17 protein-coding genes are annotated in these 21,410 nt (G+C 63.1%); 10 read left to right on the forward strand and 7 right to left on the reverse strand.

Annotation, left to right across the window (positions count from 1 at the left end):
- The first annotated feature begins 13 nt into the window (after positions 1-13).
- A complete protein-coding gene (locus tag KHO30_RS19890; protein WP_175050817.1) occupies positions 14-775 on the forward strand; it encodes an SRPBCC family protein in 762 nt (253 codons plus the stop codon).
- A 15-nt stretch (positions 776-790) separates the two neighbouring features.
- On the opposite strand, the gene KHO30_RS19895 is transcribed toward KHO30_RS19890, so the two are convergent.
- Positions 791-1,789, reverse strand: coding sequence for a helix-turn-helix domain-containing protein (locus tag KHO30_RS19895; RefSeq protein ID WP_211701940.1), 999 nt, complete (start codon positions 1,787-1,789; stop codon positions 791-793).
- Positions 1,790-1,974: 185 nt separating this feature from the next.
- Here KHO30_RS19895 and KHO30_RS19900 point away from each other — a divergent pair, with 185 nt between their 5' ends.
- Positions 1,975-2,607 carry a cysteine hydrolase family protein gene (locus KHO30_RS19900; protein WP_211701942.1) on the forward strand — a complete coding sequence of 211 codons (633 nt, stop codon included), beginning with the start codon at positions 1,975-1,977 and terminating at the stop codon, positions 2,605-2,607.
- A gap of 4 nt (positions 2,608-2,611) precedes the next feature.
- Here KHO30_RS19900 and KHO30_RS19905 read toward each other — a convergent pair whose 3' ends face one another.
- On the reverse strand, positions 2,612-3,292 hold the full coding sequence (locus KHO30_RS19905) for a TetR family transcriptional regulator (protein WP_093635613.1): 681 nt from the start codon (positions 3,290-3,292) through the stop codon (positions 2,612-2,614).
- Positions 3,293-3,721: 429 nt separating this feature from the next.
- Between KHO30_RS19905 and KHO30_RS19910 the strand changes: the two genes are divergently transcribed.
- From KHO30_RS19910 to KHO30_RS19920, 3 genes are read left to right on the forward strand one after another with little or no spacing between them, the layout of a single operon-like run.
- Positions 3,722-4,951 (forward strand): efflux RND transporter periplasmic adaptor subunit, encoded by a 1,230-nt coding sequence (locus tag KHO30_RS19910; RefSeq protein WP_211701944.1) that lies wholly within the window; start codon positions 3,722-3,724, stop codon positions 4,949-4,951.
- An 18-nt stretch (positions 4,952-4,969) separates the two neighbouring features.
- Positions 4,970-8,191 carry an efflux RND transporter permease subunit gene (locus KHO30_RS19915; RefSeq protein ID WP_211701946.1) on the forward strand — a complete coding sequence of 1,074 codons (3,222 nt, stop codon included), beginning with the start codon at positions 4,970-4,972 and terminating at the stop codon, positions 8,189-8,191.
- A 1-nt stretch (position 8,192) separates the two neighbouring features.
- Positions 8,193-9,710, forward strand: a complete 1,518-nt coding sequence (locus KHO30_RS19920; protein WP_200618218.1) for an efflux transporter outer membrane subunit — start codon at positions 8,193-8,195, stop codon at positions 9,708-9,710.
- Between the two features lie 188 nt (positions 9,711-9,898).
- On the opposite strand, the gene KHO30_RS19925 is transcribed toward KHO30_RS19920, so the two are convergent.
- Positions 9,899-11,308 carry a nucleobase:cation symporter-2 family protein gene (locus KHO30_RS19925; RefSeq protein ID WP_093635623.1) on the reverse strand — a complete coding sequence of 470 codons (1,410 nt, stop codon included), beginning with the start codon at positions 11,306-11,308 and terminating at the stop codon, positions 9,899-9,901.
- Positions 11,309-11,733: 425 nt separating this feature from the next.
- Here KHO30_RS19925 and KHO30_RS19930 point away from each other — a divergent pair, with 425 nt between their 5' ends.
- From KHO30_RS19930 to fghA, 3 genes are all read left to right on the forward strand, one after another.
- On the forward strand, positions 11,734-13,203 hold the full coding sequence (locus KHO30_RS19930; RefSeq protein ID WP_211701948.1) for a xylulokinase: 1,470 nt from the start codon (positions 11,734-11,736) through the stop codon (positions 13,201-13,203).
- 241 nt (positions 13,204-13,444) lie between these two features.
- Positions 13,445-14,551 carry an S-(hydroxymethyl)glutathione dehydrogenase/class III alcohol dehydrogenase gene (locus tag KHO30_RS19935; RefSeq protein ID WP_093635627.1) on the forward strand — a complete coding sequence of 369 codons (1,107 nt, stop codon included), beginning with the start codon at positions 13,445-13,447 and terminating at the stop codon, positions 14,549-14,551.
- A 57-nt stretch (positions 14,552-14,608) separates the two neighbouring features.
- Positions 14,609-15,460, forward strand: a complete 852-nt coding sequence (gene fghA / locus KHO30_RS19940) for an S-formylglutathione hydrolase (protein ID WP_211701950.1) — start codon at positions 14,609-14,611, stop codon at positions 15,458-15,460.
- 63 nt (positions 15,461-15,523) lie between these two features.
- Here the strand turns inward: fghA and KHO30_RS19945 are convergent, their stop codons facing one another.
- Genes KHO30_RS19945 through KHO30_RS19960 form a run of 4 tightly spaced genes read right to left on the reverse strand, consistent with a single transcriptional unit; the run spans position 15,524 to position 18,779 of the window.
- Positions 15,524-16,306 (reverse strand): metal ABC transporter permease, encoded by a 783-nt coding sequence (locus KHO30_RS19945; RefSeq protein WP_093635631.1) that lies wholly within the window; start codon positions 16,304-16,306, stop codon positions 15,524-15,526.
- Entirely contained in the window at positions 16,299-17,270 is a 972-nt protein-coding gene (locus tag KHO30_RS19950) for an ABC transporter ATP-binding protein (RefSeq protein WP_211701952.1), read from the reverse strand. The genes KHO30_RS19945 and KHO30_RS19950 overlap by 8 nt, the downstream gene beginning before the upstream one ends.
- Positions 17,267-18,241, reverse strand: coding sequence for a metal ABC transporter solute-binding protein (locus KHO30_RS19955; RefSeq protein ID WP_211701954.1), 975 nt, complete (start codon positions 18,239-18,241; stop codon positions 17,267-17,269). The genes KHO30_RS19950 and KHO30_RS19955 overlap by 4 nt, the downstream gene beginning before the upstream one ends.
- Before the next feature lie 58 nt (positions 18,242-18,299).
- A complete protein-coding gene (locus tag KHO30_RS19960) occupies positions 18,300-18,779 on the reverse strand; it encodes a Fur family transcriptional regulator (protein ID WP_211701956.1) in 480 nt (159 codons plus the stop codon).
- 310 nt (positions 18,780-19,089) lie between these two features.
- Here KHO30_RS19960 and KHO30_RS19965 point away from each other — a divergent pair, with 310 nt between their 5' ends.
- Together KHO30_RS19965 and KHO30_RS19970 are read left to right on the forward strand one after the other, a co-directional pair.
- Positions 19,090-19,872, forward strand: coding sequence for an L-iditol 2-dehydrogenase (locus tag KHO30_RS19965; RefSeq protein WP_211701958.1), 783 nt, complete (start codon positions 19,090-19,092; stop codon positions 19,870-19,872).
- 97 nt (positions 19,873-19,969) lie between these two features.
- Entirely contained in the window at positions 19,970-21,292 is a 1,323-nt protein-coding gene (locus KHO30_RS19970; RefSeq protein WP_093635641.1) for an ABC transporter substrate-binding protein, read from the forward strand.
- The last annotated feature ends 118 nt before the right edge of the window (positions 21,293-21,410 follow it).

A 21,410-nucleotide genomic window follows, 5' to 3' on the forward strand; every position in this document is an offset into this window, starting at 1 on the left:
CGGGGAGGCTGCCATGGAACTGAACGACGCGTTACGGATTCCGCTTGCGCCGTCCGACGTTTGGGACGCGTTGCAGGACCTCGCCTTGTTGCGTGCCAGCCTCGACAACTGCGAGTCGTTCACGCGCCTTGGCCACGGCGAATACGCGCTCACCATGACCGTGCCGCTCGGGCCGTTGCGCGCGCGTTACGAAGCGCGCGCCCATGTAGCGGGCCAGGATTCCGGACCGGCGGATGCCCAGCGCCGCACCATCAACTTCAAGGCGAGAGCCGAGGGCATCGGCTCGTTGCGCGGACAGATCGAAGTGAGATTGCGCGCCGACGATGGCTCGCATGGCGTCGGCAGGGAGCGCGGCACGCGGATCGATTACACGATCTGGGCGACCTCGTCCGGGCCGCTTGCTGAGCTGCCTACGCGCCAACTCGAAAACGCGCTGCATCAACTGGCGGACGATTTTTTCGACGAGTTTGGCGCTGTTGTTCGCGCCAAGCATGGGCAAGGGCCGAATCGTGCACGCGGGTCGGCGGCGCGTCGGCAGCACGTGTTTCTGCGGCCGATTAACCTCGGCGGGATTGCCCGGCGCACGCGCGTGGATCATGGCAATGCGCTGACCGGGCGGGCAGCGAGCGCATCGCATGGGGCGGCCCATGGTGTGTCGCATGGGGTTTCGCATCGCGAGCCCAATCCGCACGTGGTGCCAAACTGGGCGTGGGCGGTGATGATTTTTCTGGTGGCGCTGCTTTTGTATGTGGCGCGCTGGATCAGCGAACAATAAGCGCGTCCACCACGCTCACACGCCGCGGAATTCCCGCCGCCACGCGGATGGCGAGGTGCGGAACGCCTCCGCGAAATGTTGCCGTAGCGAGGCAGTCGAGCCGAATCCCGCAATCCCCGCGATCGCTTCCACGGACTCATCAGTGCTTTCCAGCAGTTGCTGCGCGCGGCTCAGCCGCTGCGCCAGCAGCCACGCGCCGACGGTCGTGCCGGTGGCGAGCCGGAAGCGCCGCGTAAACGTGCGGCGGCTCATCAACGCGCGTTCGGCTAGCGTGTCGAGCGTATGCGGCGCATCCAGATTTCCGCTTACCCAATCGAGCAGACAGGACAGGCGGTCGCCGCGGACGTTCGGCGCTACCGGTTGCTGGATGAATTGTGCCTGGCCACCCTGCCGATGCGGCGGCACCACCAGGCGGCGCGCGACATAGTTCGCCGCCTGCGCGCCGCACATCTTGCGCAGGACATGCAGGCAGCAGTCGAGGCCGGCAGCGGTGCCTGCCGAGGTCAACACGTTGCCGTCGTCGACATAGAGCACGTCGGGATCGAGCCGCACGCGCGGAAAGCGGTGTGCGAAATCGTCCGCCCACGCCCAGTGGGTCGATGCTGGCCGCTCGTCGAGAATGCCGGCCGCGGCCAGCACGAACGCGCCCAGGCACAGCCCGACCAGCTGGGCGCCGCGTGCATGGGCGGCGCGCAGTGCGTCGAGCAGGGCGTCGGGCGGCGTCTCGTCCGGATCGCGCCAGCTTGGCACGATGATCGTATCCGCGTCGGCGAGTGCTTCGAGCCCGTGTGTGACCGCGATCGAGAAGCCGGCGGTGGTGGTCAGCGCGCCGGCTTCGCTGGCGCAAACGCGAAAGTCGAAATCGGGCAAGCCGCCGTTGCTGCGGTCCTCGCCGAACACCACGCACGGTACCGAAAGATGGAACGGGCTGATGCCGTCGAAAGCGACAACCGCGACGACGTGGCGGGGCCCGTCATCGCGCCCGGCGGTAGAGGAGGTGGATGTAGCCGGCATTCGCAATCGCCCCGTGACATTCAACGATGATCCAACGATGGCCCGATTCTAGCGAAGATTGTCATTCGGGTCGCTATCGGCGAAATGGCGGCTGACGAACAATGCACACATCGCCGCTGCCTGCGCAGAGCCCATCCGGGCCGTGCAGCGCGAGCCCTAACTGCTCAACCGACAGGAGTCTTGCCATGACCGCACCCCGCCGCGCGCTGATCGTCATCGATGTGCAGAACGAATACGTTACCGGCGATCTGCCGATCGAATACCCGGATGTGCAAACCTCGCTCGCCAACATCGGCCGGGCGATGGACGCGGCCCGTGCCGCCGGCGTGCCGGTGGTGGTCGTGCAACATCTCGCGCCGGCCGGCTCGCCGGTGTTCGCGCGCGGCAGCGAACGCGCCGAACTGCATCCGGTGGTGGGTGGGCGGGCGCATGATCACTATATTGAGAAGTCGCGGGCGAGCGCCTTTGCCGGTACCGATCTCGCCGACTGGCTGGCCGTGCAGCGGGTCGACACGCTGACGGTCGTCGGTTACATGACGCACAACTGCGACGCGTCGACCATCAACCACGCATACCACGCGGGGTTTGCCGTCGAATTTCTGCACGACGCAACCGGCTCGCTGCCCTATGAGAACAGTGCGGGCTTTGTGAGCGCAGAGGAGATTCATCGGGTCTTCAGCGTGGTCCTGCAGTCGAACTTCGCGGCGGTGGCGAGCACGGAGCAGTGGATCGCCACGGTGCAGGGTGGGGCGCCGCTCGAACGCGGCAATATCTACACGTCGAATCAGACGGCGCGGGCGCGCCGGGTCGCGGCGTAAGTATCTAGCTAGTCTGACCGGGTAGCCGGGCGGCGGCCGGCGCCGTCCGATTCCCGATGCGCAGCGCCGGACTCAGCCGTAGCGCATCGAACATCCCGGCGACCATCTGCTCCGCGTGCTTGCTGAAATTGGTCGTTTCCGGCAAAAACAGCATGTCGCGCAGCGAGCCGCTGATGAACGCATGCACCATCGCCGCCGCGATTCTGGTGTCGAGATCGACCGGCAATTGCCCTTTGGAGATCGCATTGCGCAGACCGCCCTCGATCTTCAACAGCCCTTCGCGCATATTGGTCTGATAGCGGATCATCACCGGACCCATCTCTTCGACGAACTCGCACTTCAGAAAGAGAATGTCGAACACCCGCCGGCGACGCGGGTCGTTGGCAGTGTCACGCAGGCAGACTGTACAGATTTCCGTAAGGCGCCCGAGCGGGTCGGGTTCATTGGGGTCTTGCGAGGCGGCTTTGAGTTCGTCCAGCGGCAGCAGCACGCGGTCGAACATTTCCGTAAATAGATCGCCTTTGTGCGCGAAATGCCAATAGATTGCGCCGCGCGTGACGCCGGCGGCCTGTGCGATATCGGCGAGCGACGTGCGCGATACACCCTTCTCGAAGAAAACCCGTTCGGCCGCGTCGAGAATGCTGTTGCGCGTCTCCTGTGCCTCTTCCTTGGTTCTTCTGACCATATTGTCGTGACCTGCCCTGATTGTGGGGTTTCCCCGGGCGCTTTTAAGTACGCTCGATGACAATCTGTCTTCTGTTAAGCAATTTGCGAAGCGATCTTGCAGGTCCCCCGCCTGCAAAGAACTAAACGCACTTTTACATGCATTCGTGGATGTATATATAATAGCATCCCACGATCGGATAGCCCAAGCCGTGACGACCGGTTAATATCCGTCACTGTTGCCTTTCAAAACGCTCTTGCGCCGTGCCCCGACGGGCGGCGCCGTGCGGCATTTCCCCGGTATGGCGCATTTTGCTCAGGATGCCCCTGCAGGTGCGGTTTGCATCCACGGGCTTCCGGTCACGCGTCGCAAGACGCATGTGTGCGCTGTCGTCCCCGGGGTAGGGATGCGCGCACTTTTTCATTCTCAGTCTTTGACAGAGGTCGCTCCATGCGCGTCGAACGGGTTCCATTCCGCTTAATCAGTGCCGCGACGGCTGCCGTATTGCTGGCAGCGTGCGGACCAAAACAATCTGCCCCGCCGCAACAAACGCCCGAAGTGGGTGTCGTCACCGTCCAGCCGACGGCTGTGCCCGTCGTCACCGAATTGCCCGGCCGCACCAGTGCCTTCCTCGTCGCGCAAGTGCGTGCACGGGTCGACGGCATCGTGCTGCGCCGCGAATTCACGGAAGGCGGCGAGGTCAAGGCCGGTCAGCGTCTGTACAAGATCGATCCGGCGCCCTACATCGCGACGTTGAACAACGCGAAAGCAACGCTGGCGAAGGCCCAGGCCAATCTCGTGTCGACCACCGCGCAAGCCAACCGCTTCAAGGTGCTGGTGGCCGCCAATGCGGTCAGCAAGCAGGACTACGACAACGCGGTGGCCTCTGCAGGCCAGGCCGCGGCTGATGTGGCCGCCGGCAAGGCAGCGGTCGACACGGCGCAGATCAACCTCGGCTACACCGACGTGACCTCGCCGGTGACCGGCCAGATCGGCGTGTCGCAAGTTACGCCGGGCGCGTATGTACAGGCGAGCGCCGCCACGCTGCTGGCAACGGTCCAGCAACTCGACCCGGTCTACGTGGATCTGACGCAATCCAGCCTCGACGGTCTGAAGCTCCGCCGCGAAGTGCAGGAAGGGCGTCTGAAGACGAGCGGTCCGGACGCTGCCAAGGTCTCACTGATTCTCGAAGACGGCCGCACCTATTCCGAAAAGGGCAAGCTGCAGTTCACCGACGTGACGGTCGATCAGACCACTGGCTCGGTGACGGTGCGCGCGATCTTCAAGAACACGGACAAGGTGCTGCTGCCGGGCATGTTCGTGCGCGCGAGGATCGAGGAAGGCATCAACGACAACGCGCTCGTCGTGCCGCAAGTCGGCATCACGCATGACCAGAAGGGCCAGCCGACTGCGCTCGTCGTCAACGCAGCGAACAAGGTCGAATTGCGCCAGCTCGTTACTGCGGGCACGTACGGTTCGAACTGGGTGGTGGAAAGCGGCCTGAAGGCCGGCGACCGCGTGATTGTCCAGGGCACCGACAAGGCGCGTCCGGGGCAGGAGGTCAAGGCCGTTGCCGCGCAACTTCCCGCCACACCCGCTTCTGACGCATCCGCTCAGGGTGCGCCGGCCGCCAGCGGTGCGCAGACGGCTCAACCCGCTTCTGCTGCATCGGGCGCGTAATAACAGGGAGCCCGCTTCATGGCAAAGTTCTTTATTGATCGCCCGATTTTTGCATGGGTGATCGCCATTATTCTGATGCTCGCGGGTATCGCGTCGGTGTTCACGTTGCCGATCGCGCAATACCCGACCATCGCGCCGCCGGCCGTGCAGATCAGCGCAACGTATCCGGGTGCATCGGCGAAGACGGTGGAAAACACTGTCACGCAGGTGATCGAGCAGCAGATGAGTGGTCTCGACCACTTGCTGTATCTGTCGTCCACATCGGACGACTCGGGTACGGCAACCATCACGCTGACGTTCGCAGCCGGCACCAATCCTGACATCGCGCAGGTGCAGGTGCAGAACAAGCTGCAGCTCGCCACGCCGCTGTTGCCGCAAGCCGTGCAGCAGTTGGGCACCAAGGTCACGAAGTCGAGCAGCAGCTTCTTGCTGGTGATGGCGTTCGTGTCCGAAGACGGCAGCATGAACAAGTACGACCTGGCGAACTACGTCGCGTCGAACGTCGAAGACCCGGTCAGCCGGATCGACGGCGTGGGTACGGTGACGCTGTTCGGCTCGCAGTACGCAATGCGGATCTGGCTGGACGCGAACAAGCTGACCAACTTCGGTTTGACGCCGGTAGACGTGCAGACGGCGTTGACGGCGCAGAACGTGCAGGTCGCGGGCGGTTCGCTCGGCGGCACGCCGTCGGTGCCGGGTCAGGTGCTGCAGGCAACCATCACGGAAGCCACGCTGCTCAATACGCCTGAACAGTTCGGCAACGTGCTGCTGAAGGTGAATACGGACGGTTCGCAAGTCCGTATCAAGGACGTGGCCCGTATCGAGCTCGGTGGCGAAAACTACAACTTCGACACCAAGTACAACGGTCAGCCGACGGCAGGCTTCGGTATTCAGCTCGCCACCGGCGCGAACGCGCTGGCTACAGCCAAGGCAGTCCGCGCGAAGGTCGCCGAACTGTCGAAGTACTTCCCGCACGGCCTCGTCGTGCAGTATCCGTACGACACCACGCCGTTCGTGCGCCTGTCGATCGAAGAAGTGGTCAAGACGCTGCTCGAAGGTATCGTGCTGGTGTTCCTGGTCATGTACCTGTTCCTGCAGAACCTGCGAGCCACGCTGATCCCTACGATCGCCGTGCCGGTGGTGCTGTTGGGCACGTTCGCGATCATGGGTATCGTGGGCTTCTCGATCAACACGCTGTCCATGTTCGGGCTCGTGCTGGCGATCGGCTTGCTGGTGGACGATGCGATCGTGGTGGTGGAAAACGTCGAGCGGGTGATGCAGGAGGAGGGCTTATCGCCTCGAGATGCGACCCGCAAGGCGATGGACCAGATTACCGGCGCGCTGGTCGGCGTGGCGCTCGTGCTGTCGGCGGTGTTCGTGCCGGTGGCGTTCTCGGGCGGTTCGGTCGGGGCCATTTACCGGCAGTTCTCGCTGACGATCGTGGCAGCGATGGTGCTGTCCGTGCTGGTCGCGTTGATTCTGACGCCGGCGCTGTGCGCGACGATCCTGAAGCCGATCGAAAAGGGCCATCAGGAAAAAACCACCGGTTTCTTCGGCTGGTTCAACCGCACGTTCAACAAGAGCCGCGACAAGTATCACTCGGGCGTTCACCACGTGATCAAGCGCTCGGGCCGTTGGCTGATCATCTACATGGTGGTGATCTTCGCGGTCGGCCTGCTGTTCGTGAAGTTGCCGAAGTCGTTCCTGCCTGATGAAGACCAGGGCACGATGTTCGTGCTGGTGCAAACGCCGTCCGGCTCGACTCAGGAAACCACGGCGCATGCGCTGAAGGACGTGTCCGACTACCTGCTCAACAGCGAGAAGAGCATCGTCGAATCGACCTTCACGGTGAACGGCTTCAGCTTCGCCGGCCGCGGTCAGAACGCGGGTCTCGTGTTCGTGCGGATGAAGGACTACGCGGTGCGTCAGCACTCGGATCAGAAGGTGCAGGCGCTGGTTGGCCGCCTCTTCATGCATTTCTCGAGCTACAAGAACGCGCTGGTGTATCCGGTGAATCCGCCGTCGATTCCTGAACTCGGCACGGCTGCAGGCTTCGACTTCGAGTTGCAGGATCGCGCCGGTATCGGCCACGAGAAGCTGATGCAGGCTCGCAACATGCTGTTGGGCATGGCTGCGAAAGATCCGACGCTGGCTCAGGTGCGTCCGAACGGCCTGAACGATACGCCGCAGTTCACGGTGAACATCGACCACGAGAAGGCTTCCGCGCTCGGCGTGTCGCTGTCGGTGATCGACCAGACGTTCTCGATCGCATGGGCGTCGCAGTACGTGAACAACTTCCTCGATACCGATGGCCGGATCAAGAAGGTGTATCTGCAAGGCGACGCGCCGTTCCGGATGAAACCGGAAGACCTGAACGCCTGGTACGTGCGTAATACGGCCGGCAGCATGGTGCCGTTCTCATCGTTCGCCAGCGGTACATGGTCCTACGGTTCGCCGAAGCTCGAGCGCTACAACGGTATTTCGGCGGTGGAAATCCAGGGCGCGGCTGCACCGGGCAAGTCGACCGGTCAGGCCATGACGGCCATGGAAGCACTCGTGGCGAAGCTGCCGGCGGGTATCGGCTACGAATGGACGGGCTTGTCGTTGCAGGAACGCCAGTCCGGTTCGCAGGCGCCGATTCTGTACGGCATCTCGATCCTGGTTGTGTTCCTGTGTCTCGCGGCGCTGTATGAAAGCTGGTCGATCCCGTTCTCGGTGATCATGGTGGTGCCGCTCGGCGTGATCGGCGCACTGCTGGCCGCTACGCTGCGCGGGCTCGAGAACGACGTGTTCTTCCAGGTGGGTCTGTTGACCACGGTGGGGCTGTCGGCGAAGAACGCGATTCTGATCGTGGAATTCGCCCGCGAGTTGCAGCAGGGTGAAGGGATGGGGCCGATCGAGGCCGCGCTGGAAGCAGCGCGTCTGCGGTTGCGACCGATTCTGATGACCTCGCTCGCGTTCATTCTCGGCGTGATGCCGCTCGCGATCAGTAACGGCGCAGGCTCGGCCAGCCAGCACGCAATCGGTACTGGCGTGATCGGCGGGATGTTGACGGCGACCTTCCTCGCGATTTTCATGATCCCGATGTTCTTCGTCGTGATCCGCGCGAAGTTCGGCGGCGAGAAGGAAGACCCGGATGAGGCGCTCGCACACTACAACCAGCACCATCCGCATGATCCGCAAGGTGGCGGGTCGGCTGGCGGCTCGACTGATCAAGGCTCGGGCAAGGACGGACATTGAGATGCAAAAACACTCTTTGATTGCAGTGGCGGTTGCGCTGTTCGCCGCGGGTTGCACGATGGCGCCGAAGTACCATCGCCCAGATGAGCCCGTGACGGCGACCTTCCCGACCGGCGGCGTGTACGACACGCAGCCGGGCGCGGCTGGCGCCTCGCGGACCGCGAACGGCCAGGCGGCCACCGATATCGGCTGGCGTGATTTCTTCGCCGACGCGCGTCTGCAGCGGCTGATCGAAATCGCGCTGAAGAACAACCGCGATCTGCGCGTGTCGGTGCTGAATATCCAGGCATCGCAGGCGCAGTACCAGATCGCTCGCGCGGCGCTGTTCCCGACGCTGGACGCCGCGGCGTCGCAAAGTAAACAGCGCACGCCGAAAGACCTGACGTCTACGGGTCTCACGATCAGCAACACGTACTCCGTGGGTCTGAACGCTTCCTGGGAAATCGATTTCTTCGGGCGGATTCAAAGCCTGAAGGATCAGGCTTTGGCTCAGTACCTGGCTACCGCTCAGGCGCGCAAGGCGGCGGAAATCGCGCTGGTCTCCCAGGTGGCGAATCAGTACATGACGGTGCTCGAACTCGACGATCTGCTGAAGGTGACGCAGAACACGTTGAAGACCGCGGAGGAGTCGTACCGCATCACCAAGCTGCAGTTCGACAACGGCACGGGTTCGGAACTGGACCTGCGGCAGTCGCAGACCGTAGTCGAGCAGGCGAACGCCAACCTGCAGTCGCAGCAGCGTCTGCGGGCTCAGGCGGATAACGCGCTCGTGCTGCTGCTCGGCGAGCCGTTGCCGGACGATCTGCCGCCGGGCATGACGTTGGACAATCAGAACCTGCTGACGGATGTGCCGGCGGGCCTGCCGTCCGATCTGCTGACACGTCGTCCGGACATCATGGAGGCTGAGGAGAATCTGCTCGCGGCCAACGCGAACATCGGCGCGGCGCGTGCAGCGTTCTTCCCGAAGGTCTCGCTGACCGGCAGTTTCGGTACGCTGAGCCCGACGCTCGGCGGTCTGTTCAAGCCGGGTTCGGCGGCATGGAGCTTCGCGCCGTCGATCACGTTGCCGATCTTCGAAGGCGGCCAGAACAAGGCCAATCTCGACCTCGCTACCGTGCAGAAGAACATCCAGATCGCCACGTATGAGAAGGCGATCCAGACGGCCTTCCGCGAAGTGGCGGACGCACTGGCGGCACGCGGCACGTACGATCAGCAGATTCAGGCGCTCGAGCGCAATACCTTTGCCGAACAGCGCCGGCTGGATCTGTCGGACCTGCGTTATAAGAACGGTGTCGACAGCTATCTGTCGGTGCTGACCGCGCAGACCGATTTGTACACGGCGCAGCAGTTGCTGGTGACCGCGCGCATGCAGCGTCTGCAGAATCTGGTCACGCTGTACCAGGCACTCGGCGGCGGCTGGATCGAACGGGCCGGCGAGCAGCCGCGTCCGGCCGATGCACCGGTCGATTACGGTGCGGCGAGTGCGCCAGTGGCGGCTTCGGCGGCGACTGCGGGTTGAGGTCTGTAGTCTTGCGGTAGCAGGTGCGCAGGGCGGCTTTCAGTTCTATCGGGAAAGCCACCCTGCGCAGCCGGTAATAAAAAAAGCCACGGCATGCCGTGGCTTTTTTATTGATGCTTGGCTTGAACCGAATTCGACCCAGCGCTTAGCGCAATCTCTTTCGCGCGGCGCCGGCTCCAGCCCGATGCTTAATGCGCATCCACCGCACGCAACATCTCGTCGCGTGGCGGCTCATTCCCGCCGCGTCCGTCGAAATCATGTCCGGCCTGGCGAATTTCGCACTGCGCCTTCTTCTCGCTCTTCACGCCGTTGAAGATCAGATTCAGCACGACCGCCGATACAGAAGCCAGCAAGATTCCGCTATGCAACAGCGGCGACAGCGCCGGCGGCAGCTTCGAGAAAAATTGCGGCGACACCACCGGCACCAGACCCATGCCGATGCTCACTGCAACGATGAACAGGTTGTGATGGTTCTTCACGAAGTCGACCTTGGCCAGCACCTTGATGCCGTTCGCCGCGACCATGCCGAACATCACGATGCCCGCACCGCCGAGCACGAAGGCCGGCACGGAAGCCACCACTTGCGCCATCTTCGGGAACAGGCCCAGCAGCACCAGGATCACGCCGCCCATCGCGCAAACAAAGCGGCTTTTCACGCCCGTCACGCCGATCAGGCCGACGTTCTGCGAGAACGAGGTATGCGGGAACGAGTTGAAGATGCCGCCGATCAGCGTACCCAGACCGTCGACACGCAGACCGCGCACCAGCGTCTTCTGATCCACCGGACGATCGACCATGTCACCGACCGCGAGGAACATGCCAGTCGATTCGATGAAGGTGACGAACATCACGGTGACCATCGTCGCGATTGCGAGCGGATCGAAATGCGGCAGGCCGAAGTGGAACGGCATCACGATGCCGACCCACGGTGCGTGCGTGACGCCGTCCATGTTCACGCGGCCGAGCGCCAGCGCGATGATGAAACCCGCAACGATGCCGAGCAGCACCGAGATATTGGCGAGGAAGCCCTTGGCGAATTTGTTGATCAGCAGGATCAACATCAACACGAGGAGCGACAGGCCGAGATAGACCGGATTGCCGTAGTCAGGGTTGCCCACACCGCCGGCCGCCCAGTTGATGCCCACTTCCATCAGCGAGAGGCCGATCACCGAGATCACCACGCCGATCACCACCGGTGGGAAAAAGCGCAGCAGCTTGCCGACCGCCGGCGCGAGCAGGATGCCGATGACACCGGCCGCGATCGTCGAGCCGAAGATGTCGAGAATACCGAGCGAAGGATTGGTGCCGATCGCGACCATCGGACCGACAGCCGCGAACGTGCAGCCCATGATGACCGGCAGACGAATGCCGAAGATCCACAGACCGAGGGTCTGAATCAGCGTGGCGATGCCGCAGGAAAACAGGTCGGCGCTAATCAGGAACGCGATCTGGTCTTTCGGCAATTTCAGCGCCGCGCCGATGATCAGCGGCACCGCAACTGCGCCTGCGTACATCACCAAAACGTGCTGAATGCCGAGCGTCAGCAACTGGCCCGCGGGCAGTCGCTCGTCGCACGGGTGAACCGTGTTCGATTGCATTTTGTCTCTCTCCACCATCTCGTTTTGGGATGGCTCCAAGGTATGCGGAACGAAAAGCTGCAACAAGACCACTGGGGCCTATTCCGGCATTCCCGGTGACGATATGGATGAGGGCTGTTTGAAAGGAAAAAGAAATACGTGCGCCGCACAAATCGGCCGTTAGCCCCTTGCAGCGGCGATGGGCGCTCACGCGCCGCGCGCGCCCGTCCTAACGGGATATGTGTGAGAATCAATGAGGTGTATCTCGCTCGACGCATAGTGCTGTTTTTGTGCGGCTCGCGGCGTGGCGGGGTTAACCCGCGATTCCGGGTTTTCAGCGCACATTCGGGCGAGTTTCCGAAACCGCGCAGCGGTGATGGAAAATACGCCGTTCCAGGCACCTTTCGCGTGCTTGTCCCTAAGCTCAAATTGACGTTCTATCGCCCATGAGTTTTCTTGGCATCGACCTTGGCACCGGCTCTCTCAAAGTTGCAATCGTCGACGAAGACGGCCGCGAGCAGGCCGCGGCGAGTGTCGCGTATGCACTAGAAACTCCGCATTCCGGATGGGCCGAAATCTCGGTGCAAACCTGGTGGCGCGCGCTGTGCGAAGCGGCGGGGCGTTTGCCTGCCGGGTTGCGTCGTGACGTGCAAGCAATCGGTTTCTCCGGACAGATGCACGGTGTCGTATTGATCGATGCCGATGGCGCAGCCGTGCGCCCGGCGATGCTCTGGCCCGACACGCGTGCGTTGAGTCTGCTCGATCAGTGGCCCGAGCCGCAGCCGAATCCTGTTGCTCCCGGCATGGCCGGTCCTCTGCTGCGCTGGATCGTGCAGAACGAACCGCAGTCCGCGCGTAAAACACGATGGGCGCTGCAACCGAAGGATTGGTTGCGCGTCGCGTTGGGCGGCGCGGTCGCAACTGATCCATCGGACGCCTGCGCGACCGCGCTTGCCGATCCCGCAGGCGTGTGGGATCAGGCGCTGCTCGAGCGACTCGAATTGCCGCATGAATGGTTTGCGCCGCTTGCGCCGTCCTACGCGGCAGGCGGCATTCTGTCGCCGGAAGCCGCGCAGGAGCTGGGTCTGCGCGCCGGCATCGTGCTCGCGATCGGTGCCGCCGATACGCCATGCGCGGCGCTTGGCAGTGGTCTCTCGAGCGACGGTGACGCGTTGCTCACCACCGGGACGGGTGGACAAATCGTCGTGCTCGCCGAGCACGCACCGCAAGCGGTAAAGGGCCTGCATCGCTATCGGGCCGCGAGCGATCACTGGTATCGCATGGCGGCGATGCAAAACGTCGGCGTTGCGCTCGAACGCGTGCGGGGTTGGTTGTCGTATGAATGGGTTGATGCTTATCGTGATGCGTTCGGCGATGCATCGGATCGTGCCCCTGGCGATACAACAGCCGCGATCTCCAGCGCCGCAGCGGGCCTGACGTTTCTGCCCTACCTCACCGGCGAGCGCACTCCGTGGCTCAACCCTGCCGCGCGTGGCGGCTGGCTTGGCCTCGCGCTCGATCACACGCGCGGCACGATGATGCGCGCCGCATTCGAGGGTGTCGCGTTCTCGCTGCGTGCCGGTCTCGACGCAATCCGCGCGAGCGGCGCGACGGTGACTACCTTGAAACTCGCGGGTGGCGGTTCAGTCGATGCGCGCTGGCGGCAGTTGCTCGCCGACGCGTTAAACGTCGAACTCCATGCCGTCGACTGCCCCAACGCGGCGCCGCGTGGCGCGGCTATCCTCGGTGGACTGGCGAGCGGGCATTGGCACGCGAGCGACCTCGCCGCGCTTGCGCCGGGCGCGACGCGCGTTGCCGGACCGCAAGGCGATGCCGCGCTCGCCGAACGATATGCGCGCTTTCTCGATCTGTATGGCCGCGTCGAGTCATGGTTCGGCGAGACTCCGCTTCGCTGAGCAACGCGATGTCAGCTACAGACAATGCGGCGACGTACTTTGCAATACCATGTCGGCTTTCGCACGCTAAGGTATAGGCCGGCGAACGATGCCGGGCGGTAACGACACTGTCCGTCCCCAGTCCGGCACACGAATTAACCGCGAACCGCAAGGTGCGGAACCGCGAACCGCGACACCGGCACGCCGCGCGACATGTCACCGCGACGCGCCAGGCATTCACCGACTCACAGGAGTATTCACGATGAAAACCAAAGCAGCAATCGCATGGAAAGCCGGCGCCCCGTTGACGATCGAAGAAGTGGACCTGGAAGGTCCGCGCGCCGGTGAAGTCCTGATTGAAGTGAAAGCGACGGGTATCTGCCACACCGACTACTACACGCTCTCGGGCGCCGATCCTGAAGGCATCTTCCCGGCGATTCTCGGCCACGAAGGCGCAGGTGTGATCGTCGATGTCGGTCCGGGTGTCGGCACGTTGAAGAAGGGCGACCACGTCATTCCGCTGTACACGCCTGAATGCCGTCAGTGCAAATTCTGTCTGTCGCGCAAGACCAACCTTTGTCAGGCGATCCGTTCGACACAAGGCAAGGGCCTGATGCCCGATGCCACGTCGCGCTTCTCGCTGGATGGCAAGCCGCTGTTTCACTACATGGGCACATCGACGTTCTCGAACTACATCGTCGTGCCGGAAATCGCGGTCGCGAAGGTGCGTGAAGACGCGCCGTTCGACAAGATCTGCTACATCGGCTGCGGCGTGACGACGGGCGTCGGCGCTGTCGTGTATTCGGCGAAAGTCGAAGCAGGCGCGAACGTCGTGGTGTTTGGTCTCGGCGGCATCGGTCTGAATGTGATTCAAGGCGCGAAGATGGTTGGCGCGGACAAGATCATCGGCGTCGATATCAACCCGGGTCGCATTGAACTGGCGAAGAAATTCGGCATGACCCACTTCATCAACCCGAACGAAGTCGAGAACGTGGTCGACCATATCGTGCAACTCACCGATGGCGGCGCCGATTATTCGTTCGAATGTATCGGCAACACGAAGGTGATGCGTCAGGCGCTGGAATGTACGCACAAGGGCTGGGGTCAGTCGTTCATCATCGGCGTGGCGGCGGCGGGCGAAGAGATCAGCACGCGTCCGTTCCAGTTGGTGACGGGCCGCGAGTGGAAGGGTTCGGCATTCGGCGGCGCGCGCGGCCGCACGGATGTGCCGAAGATCGTCGACTGGTACATGGAAGGCAAGATCAATATCGACGACCTGATCACACATCGTCTGCCGCTCGAGCGCATCAACGAAGGCTTCGATCTGATGAAGAAGGGTGAGTCGATCCGCTCGGTCGTGCTGTACTAATGCGGCGTTGATACGTCATTAATACGTCACCGACCCGGCACAGAAAGGAGCATCTCGATGCTTGAACTATTGTCGTCGCATGCCTGCCATGGCGGCGAGCAGCGGATCTACCGGCACGACTCGCAGACCGTCGGTCTGCCGATGCGCTTCTCGGTGTATCTGCCGCCGCAGGCTTTGCAGGCCAACGCGAACGTGCCTGCGCTGTTCTATCTCGCCGGGCTGACCTGCACGGAAGAAACCTTTCCGGTCAAGGCGGGCGCGCAGCGCTTCGCTGCGCAGCACGGCATCGCGTTGATCGCGCCGGACACCAGTCCGCGCGGTGCGGGCGTGCCGGGCGAAAGCGCGGCGTGGGACTTCGGCGTGGGCGCGGGCTTTTACGTCAACGCGACGCAGCAGCCGTGGGCGAAGCACTATCGGATGTACTCGTATGTGCGCGACGAACTGCGCGAAACAGTGCTCGCGAATCTGCCGGTGGACGGTGGACGTCTGGGCATCTTCGGGCATTCGATGGGTGGCCATGGCGCGTTGATGCTGGCGCTGCGCAATCCGGAGATCTATCGGTCGGTGTCGGCATTCGCGCCGCTCGCCGCGCCTTCACAGTGCCCGTGGGGCGTGAAGGCGTTCAGCGGGTATCTGGGCGAAGACCGTGAAGCGTGGAGGCAGTACGACTCGAGCGAGCTGGTTGCCCACGCGAAGCGCAAGTTCGCTGAGGGGATTCTGATCGATCAGGGGCTGGCGGATCAGTTTCTCGCCGAGCAATTGAACCCGGATGTGTTTGAAGCCGCCTGCAAGGCTGCGGGACAACCGCTGACCTTGCGTCGTCATGCCGGCTACGACCACGGGTATTACTTCATCACGACGTTCATCGAGGATCACATCGCGCATCACGCGAAGGTGCTGCTCGGTTGAAATTCGCAGGGCGATGGCGGCGGCACGCAAAGTGTTGCCGCCAGCCGCCGCTTCAATGCCGCTTCAACGACGCCTTAGCAAACTCCCGCCATACACCACCGCCGACAGCACGGTGATCCAGAAGCTCGTCGGCCAGTCGGTGTAGAACGCCAGCGTGAGACCGAGCCAGGCCTGCATCAGCGCGAACACGGCGGCGAGCACGAGACCGGTCGAGAGCCGCGTCGTCACGTTTTGCGCGGCGGCGGCCGGCCCGACCATCAGCGTGAACACCAGCAGCACGCCGACAATCTGCGTGCACGCCGCCACGGCGAGCGCGGCAATCGACAGAAACAGCACCGACACCTTGCGCAACGACACGCCCTTGGCTTCGGCCAATTCCGGCTGCAGCGAAGCAAACAGCAAGGGCCGCATGATCGCGGCGAGCGCGAGCAAACTGACGACGCCCAACCCCGCCAGCACGCCGAGTGTCGACGCATTCACGCCGAGCACGTTGCCGAACAGCAGCGCGGTAACCTGGGTCGCGTATGCGGTGAAGAAGTGCAGGAACAACAAGCCGAAGCCGAGCGACAGCGACAGGATCACGCCGATCGCCACGTCGCGTCCGGCCAGTTTCTCGCCGAGCGCGCCCATCCCGACGCCTGCCGCGAGCGTGAAGCCGATCATCCCCCAGATCGGCGAGATGCCGATCAGCACGGCGCCGGTCGCGCCGGTGAAGCCGACGTGCGAGAGCGCGTGACCGGCGAAAGTCTGTCCACGCATCACCAGAAAATAACCCACCACGCCTGCCAGCACCGCGACGATCCCCGACGCCGCGAACGCGTTCACCATGAAATCGTATTCAAACATCGTGCTTATGTCCGTCGCGTGAGTCGTGCTGGTGTGAGTGGCTGTGCGCGCCACCGTGGTCGTGCGAATGTGAATGGCCGTGCCCGTGCGAGTGGCTATGGCCGCCGTTCTCGTCGTGTTCGTGCTCGTGATCGTGTTTTTCGACTTCCACGTCGCCCGACATCACGAAGATGCGGCCATTCACGCGCATCACGTCGATCGGCGAGCCATAGAGACGCGACAGCACCGGCCGCGTAATGACTTCATCGACGGTGCCGAGCGCGGCGACACCGCTGCCGAGATACAGCACGCGGTCGAGCGCGTGCAGAAGCGGATTCAGTTCATGCGCCGAGAACAGCACGGCAATGCCGAGTTCCTGCTGCACGCGCCGCACCAGTTCCACCACGCTCTTCTGATGATGCGGATCGAGGCTGATCAGCGGTTCGTCGAGTAGCAGCAGCTTGGGGTCGCCGAGCAGGCATTGCGCGAGCAGCAGACGCTGACGTTCGCCGCCTGACAGTTCCGATAAGGGCCGCTCGGCCAACTGACGGCCGCCCACCAGATCGAGCACCCGCTCGACATCCGCGCGGGTTTTGCTGTCCGCATGGGGCAGGCCCCAGCGATGTCCATCGGCGGCCATGGCGACGAAGTCGCGGCCGCGCACGCGGCGCCCGGCGAGCGCACTGCGCGTCTGCGGCATATAGCCGATCGACGAGTTACCCCGCTCGACCGGTTGCCCTAACACGCGGATCGCGCCGCTCGCCGCCGGCACGAGACCGAGCACGGCGCGCATCAGCGTGGTCTTGCCCGCGCCGTTCGGCCCGAGCACGCCGATGAATTCGCCCTGATTCACCACGAAGCCGGCCTCGCGCAGAATCGTGCGGCCGCCGAGTTCAAGCGTGACGCGCTCGAGTTCAAGCACGGGCACGTTGCTGCGTGCGCCCGTCGATACATTAGCTGGCGTGCTGCGGCCAGTTTCGTTCATTGGGTTTTTCCTTTGGCGGTGCTCGCCGCCGCATTCGCTCCGCCCGCATCGCCCGCAGCCAGCGCCGTGCCCAGCGCGTCGAGCTGCATCAGCATCCACGTCTGATAGGTCTTACCGGCCGGTTCGGTTTCGGTGACGCTCATGGTCGGCACCTTCGATTGCTGCGCGAGCTTCAACATGCGTTTGGTCAGGGCCTCGGTTGCCTGGCTGTTGTAGATCAGAACGCGTACGCGCTTTTCGCGCAGATCGCGTTCGAACGCGGCGATATCGGCCGCGCTTGCTTCAGTGTCGTTCATCGTCGCCAACTGGAAGCGCAGATTGCGCATCGAGAGGCCGACTGCGTCCGACATATAGCCGAACACCGGCTCGGTTGCCGTCACCGGCACACCGGCGTAGCGGCCATGCAGATCGGCGACTTTGGCGTCGATGGGTTTCAGCGAATCGAGAAACTTCGCGAGGTTCGCATCGTACGCCGACTTGTGCGCCGGGTCAGCCGCGACGAGCGCGGCGCTTATCGCGCGCGCCACTTTCGGCATGGTGGCCGGGTCGTACCAGAGGTGAGGATTATCGCCGCTCTTCTTGCCTGTCAGTTCGGCGGCAACGATCGTCGCGCGATTCGAGCCCTTGGAAGCGGCCAGCAGTTTCGCCATCCACGGATCGTAGTCGGCGCCGTTGTAGACCACAAGGCTCGCATGCTGCAAAGCGCGCGCCGTCTTCGGGCTGGCTTCGAACAGGTGCGGGTCCTGATCCGGATTGCTGAGGATGCTCGTTACGTCGACGCGATCGCCGCCCAGTTGCTGCACGACGTCACCGTAAAAGTTTTCCGCTGCCACCACCGGGATTTTCGCATCCGCGGCAAATGCACCGTGGCTGAGCGTGAAAGCAGCGGCCACCGTCGCGCCCATGGCCACGGTCTTCGACAGCTTCAGCGCATGGCGCGCCCCGTTCAACATCGAGCCGAATTTCTTCATCGTTGTTTCCTGCTGCGTAAGAGTTGAATGAACTACAAACCTTAGGAGCGGCGCGCTTTCATAAGGACGCCCCGGCGGGCCGCGCCGCGCGGGCGCAGCGCGCGCACAGACCGCTTAGCTCGACCACCTGGCGGTGCACCTCGAAACCGTGCGCCGGCGCGCTATGTGACAGTTGGTGGGCAAGATCGCCGCCGGGAATCTCGACAGTCGCGCCGCAGCCGTCACACATCAGAAACTGGCTGCGATGCGGCACGCCGACCTCGCAGCAGGCAAAAAACGCGTTCTTCGATTCGATCCGATGGACGAAGCCGTGTGCGAGCAGAAAGTCCAGCGCCCGGTAGATCGTGGTGGGTGGCACGCGCCCGCGTTGCGGTTCGAGCGCGTCCAGCAACTCGTAAGCGCCGATCGGCCGGTCGCTGGCGACGATCGCCGCATACACCTGACGCCGCAGCGGCGTAAGCGCGAGCCCGTGCAGCGCGGCGTGCGCCTCGGCATGGGCGAGCCGTACGGCATGGTGTTCTGCAATCGATGTAGCCATCAGCGGACTCCCTGACGAACCTGCAAAGCTTCGGAGTGAAGCGAGGTCGCAATGATATAACGTATCTCGAATTTTTGTCAGCGGCTTGCGCAGAAAGCAGATCGGCGGTCTGCGATTTCTCGTATTTGTATCGGTCGAAGCTGGACGAGGGTGTGCGCGGGTCCTGCCGCGCTGCACCATCGAAATCTGGTCGAGCGCCTTGACATGACCCGGTCCGTATCCGATCATTCGATCACTAACAGAGCAATTGTTCGCGCAACGAGCGTTCGCTCACCGCGCCTCAAGAAGCGAAACGAACCGGAGACAGGCAGTGGCGGCACGATTGCAAGACAAAGTGGCCATTCTGACGGGCGCGGCAAGCGGAATCGGTGAAGCCGTGGCCCGGCGCTATCTGGACGAAGGCGCACGCTGCGTGCTGGTCGACGTGAAGCCGGCCGACAGTTTCGGCGACGCGTTGCGCGCTGCCTACGGCGACCGCGTGCTGACCGTCAGCGCCGATGTAACGCGCCGCGAGGATATCGAACGCATCCTGGCGAGCACGTTGGAGCGCTTCGGCCAGGTCGACATCCTGTTCAACAACGCGGCGCTCTTCGATATGCGCCCGATCCTCGATGAATCCTGGGACGTGTTCGACCGCCTCTTCTCGGTCAACGTGAAGGGCATGTTCTTCCTGATGCAAACCGTCGCCCGGAAAATGGTCGAGCAGGGTCGCGGTGGCAAGATCATCAATATGTCGTCGCAAGCTGGGCGCCGCGGCGAGGCGCTGGTGTCGCACTACTGCGCAACCAAAGCCGCCGTACTCAGCTACACGCAATCCGCAGCGCTCGCCCTCGCGCCGCATAAGATCAATGTGAACGGCATCGCGCCGGGCGTCGTCGATACGCCGATGTGGAACGAGGTCGACGCGCTCTTCGCCCGCTATGAAAACCGGCCGCTCGGCGAGAAGAAGCGCCTCGTCGGTGAAGCGGTGCCGCTCGGCCGTATGGGTGTGCCGGACGATCTGACCGGCGCGGCCCTGTTTCTCGCGTCGGCCGATGCCGACTACATCACCGCGCAAACCCTAAACGTCGACGGTGGCAACTGGATGAGCTGAGCGAATTGCAGAGTGGATGAGCCGAACCTGTTTCACCCTTCGTCATTTTCGTAGAACAAACGCAGCATCACATAACGTACGAGAAAGGAGACAACACATGAAACCAGCTACAAAATCCGCGCTGAAGGCGGTCAGTGCCGGCGCTGTCGCATGCTTTGCGTTGCACGCTCAGGCGGCCACGGTGACCATCGCCACGTTGAACAATCCGGACATGATCGAGCTGAAGAAGCTCTCGCCCGCCTTCGAGCAGGCGAATCCGGATATCAAGCTCAACTGGGTGATTCTCGAAGAAAACGTGCTGCGTCAGCGCGCTACCACCGACATCACGACCGGCAGCGGCCAGTTCGACGTGATGACGATCGGTGCGTACGAAACGCCGCAATGGGGCAAGCGCGGCTGGCTCACGCCGCTCACCAATCTGCCCGCTGATTACGATCTGAACGACGTCGTGAAGACGGCCCGCGACGGCCTCTCGAGTGGCGGCCAGTTGTACGCACTGCCGTTCTACGTCGAAAGCTCGATGACGTATTACCGCAAGGATCTGTTCGCGGCCAAGGGCCTGAAAATGCCCGATCAGCCGACCTACGACCAGATCGCTCAGTTCGCCGACAAGCTCACGGACAAAGCCAACGGCATGTACGGTATCTGCCTGCGCGGCAAGGCCGGCTGGGGCGAGAACATGGCGTATGGCACGACGGTGGTGAACACCTTCGGTGGCCGCTGGTTCGACGAGAAGTGGCAGGCGCAGCTGACGTCGCCGGAATGGAAGAAGGCGATGACGTTCTACGTCGATCTGCTGAAGAAAGACGGCCCTCCGGGAGCCAGTTCGAACGGCTTCAACGAAAACCTGACGCTGATGTCCTCGGGCAAGTGCGCGATGTGGATCGATGCAACGGTGGCGGCCGGCATGCTCTACAACAAGCAGCAGTCGCAGATCGCCGACAAGGTGGGCTTTGCGGCAGCGCCGATTGCCGTCACGCCGAAGGGCTCGCATTGGCTGTGGGCGTGGGCGTTGGCCATTCCGAAGTCGTCGAAGCAGGCTGACTCGGCGAAGAAGTTCATCGCGTGGGCCACATCGAAGCAGTACATCGAACTGGTCGCGAAGGATGAGGGCTGGGCCTCGGTGCCGCCGGGAACGCGCCACTCTACCTACGCACGTCCTGAATACAAACAGGCAGCACCGTTCGGCGACTTCGTGCTGAAGGCAATCGAAACGGCTGACCCGGATCATCCGACTCTGAAGCCGGTGCCGTACACCGGTGTGCAGTTCGTCGGCATTCCTGAGTTCCAGTCGTTCGGCACCGTAGTCGGTCAGAGCATCTCCGGCGCGATTGCCGGTCAGATGACGGTCGATCAGGCGCTGGCAGCCGGCCAGGCAACGGCGAATCGCGCCGTGCAACAGGCCGGGTATCAGAAGTAAAGCGGAAGTCAGCCACATGATTCATGTGGCACGCGCCGGCTGACGCCCGTCAGCCGGCCCACGTAGCACTGTGGGCCGTCCCCGCCGCGTGGGCACCGCGACACCGCATTGCGTCGCG

Origin of the sequence: Paraburkholderia aspalathi, from assembly GCF_905220735.1 — a bacterium.
GTDB lineage: Bacteria > Pseudomonadota > Gammaproteobacteria > Burkholderiales > Burkholderiaceae > Paraburkholderia > Paraburkholderia aspalathi.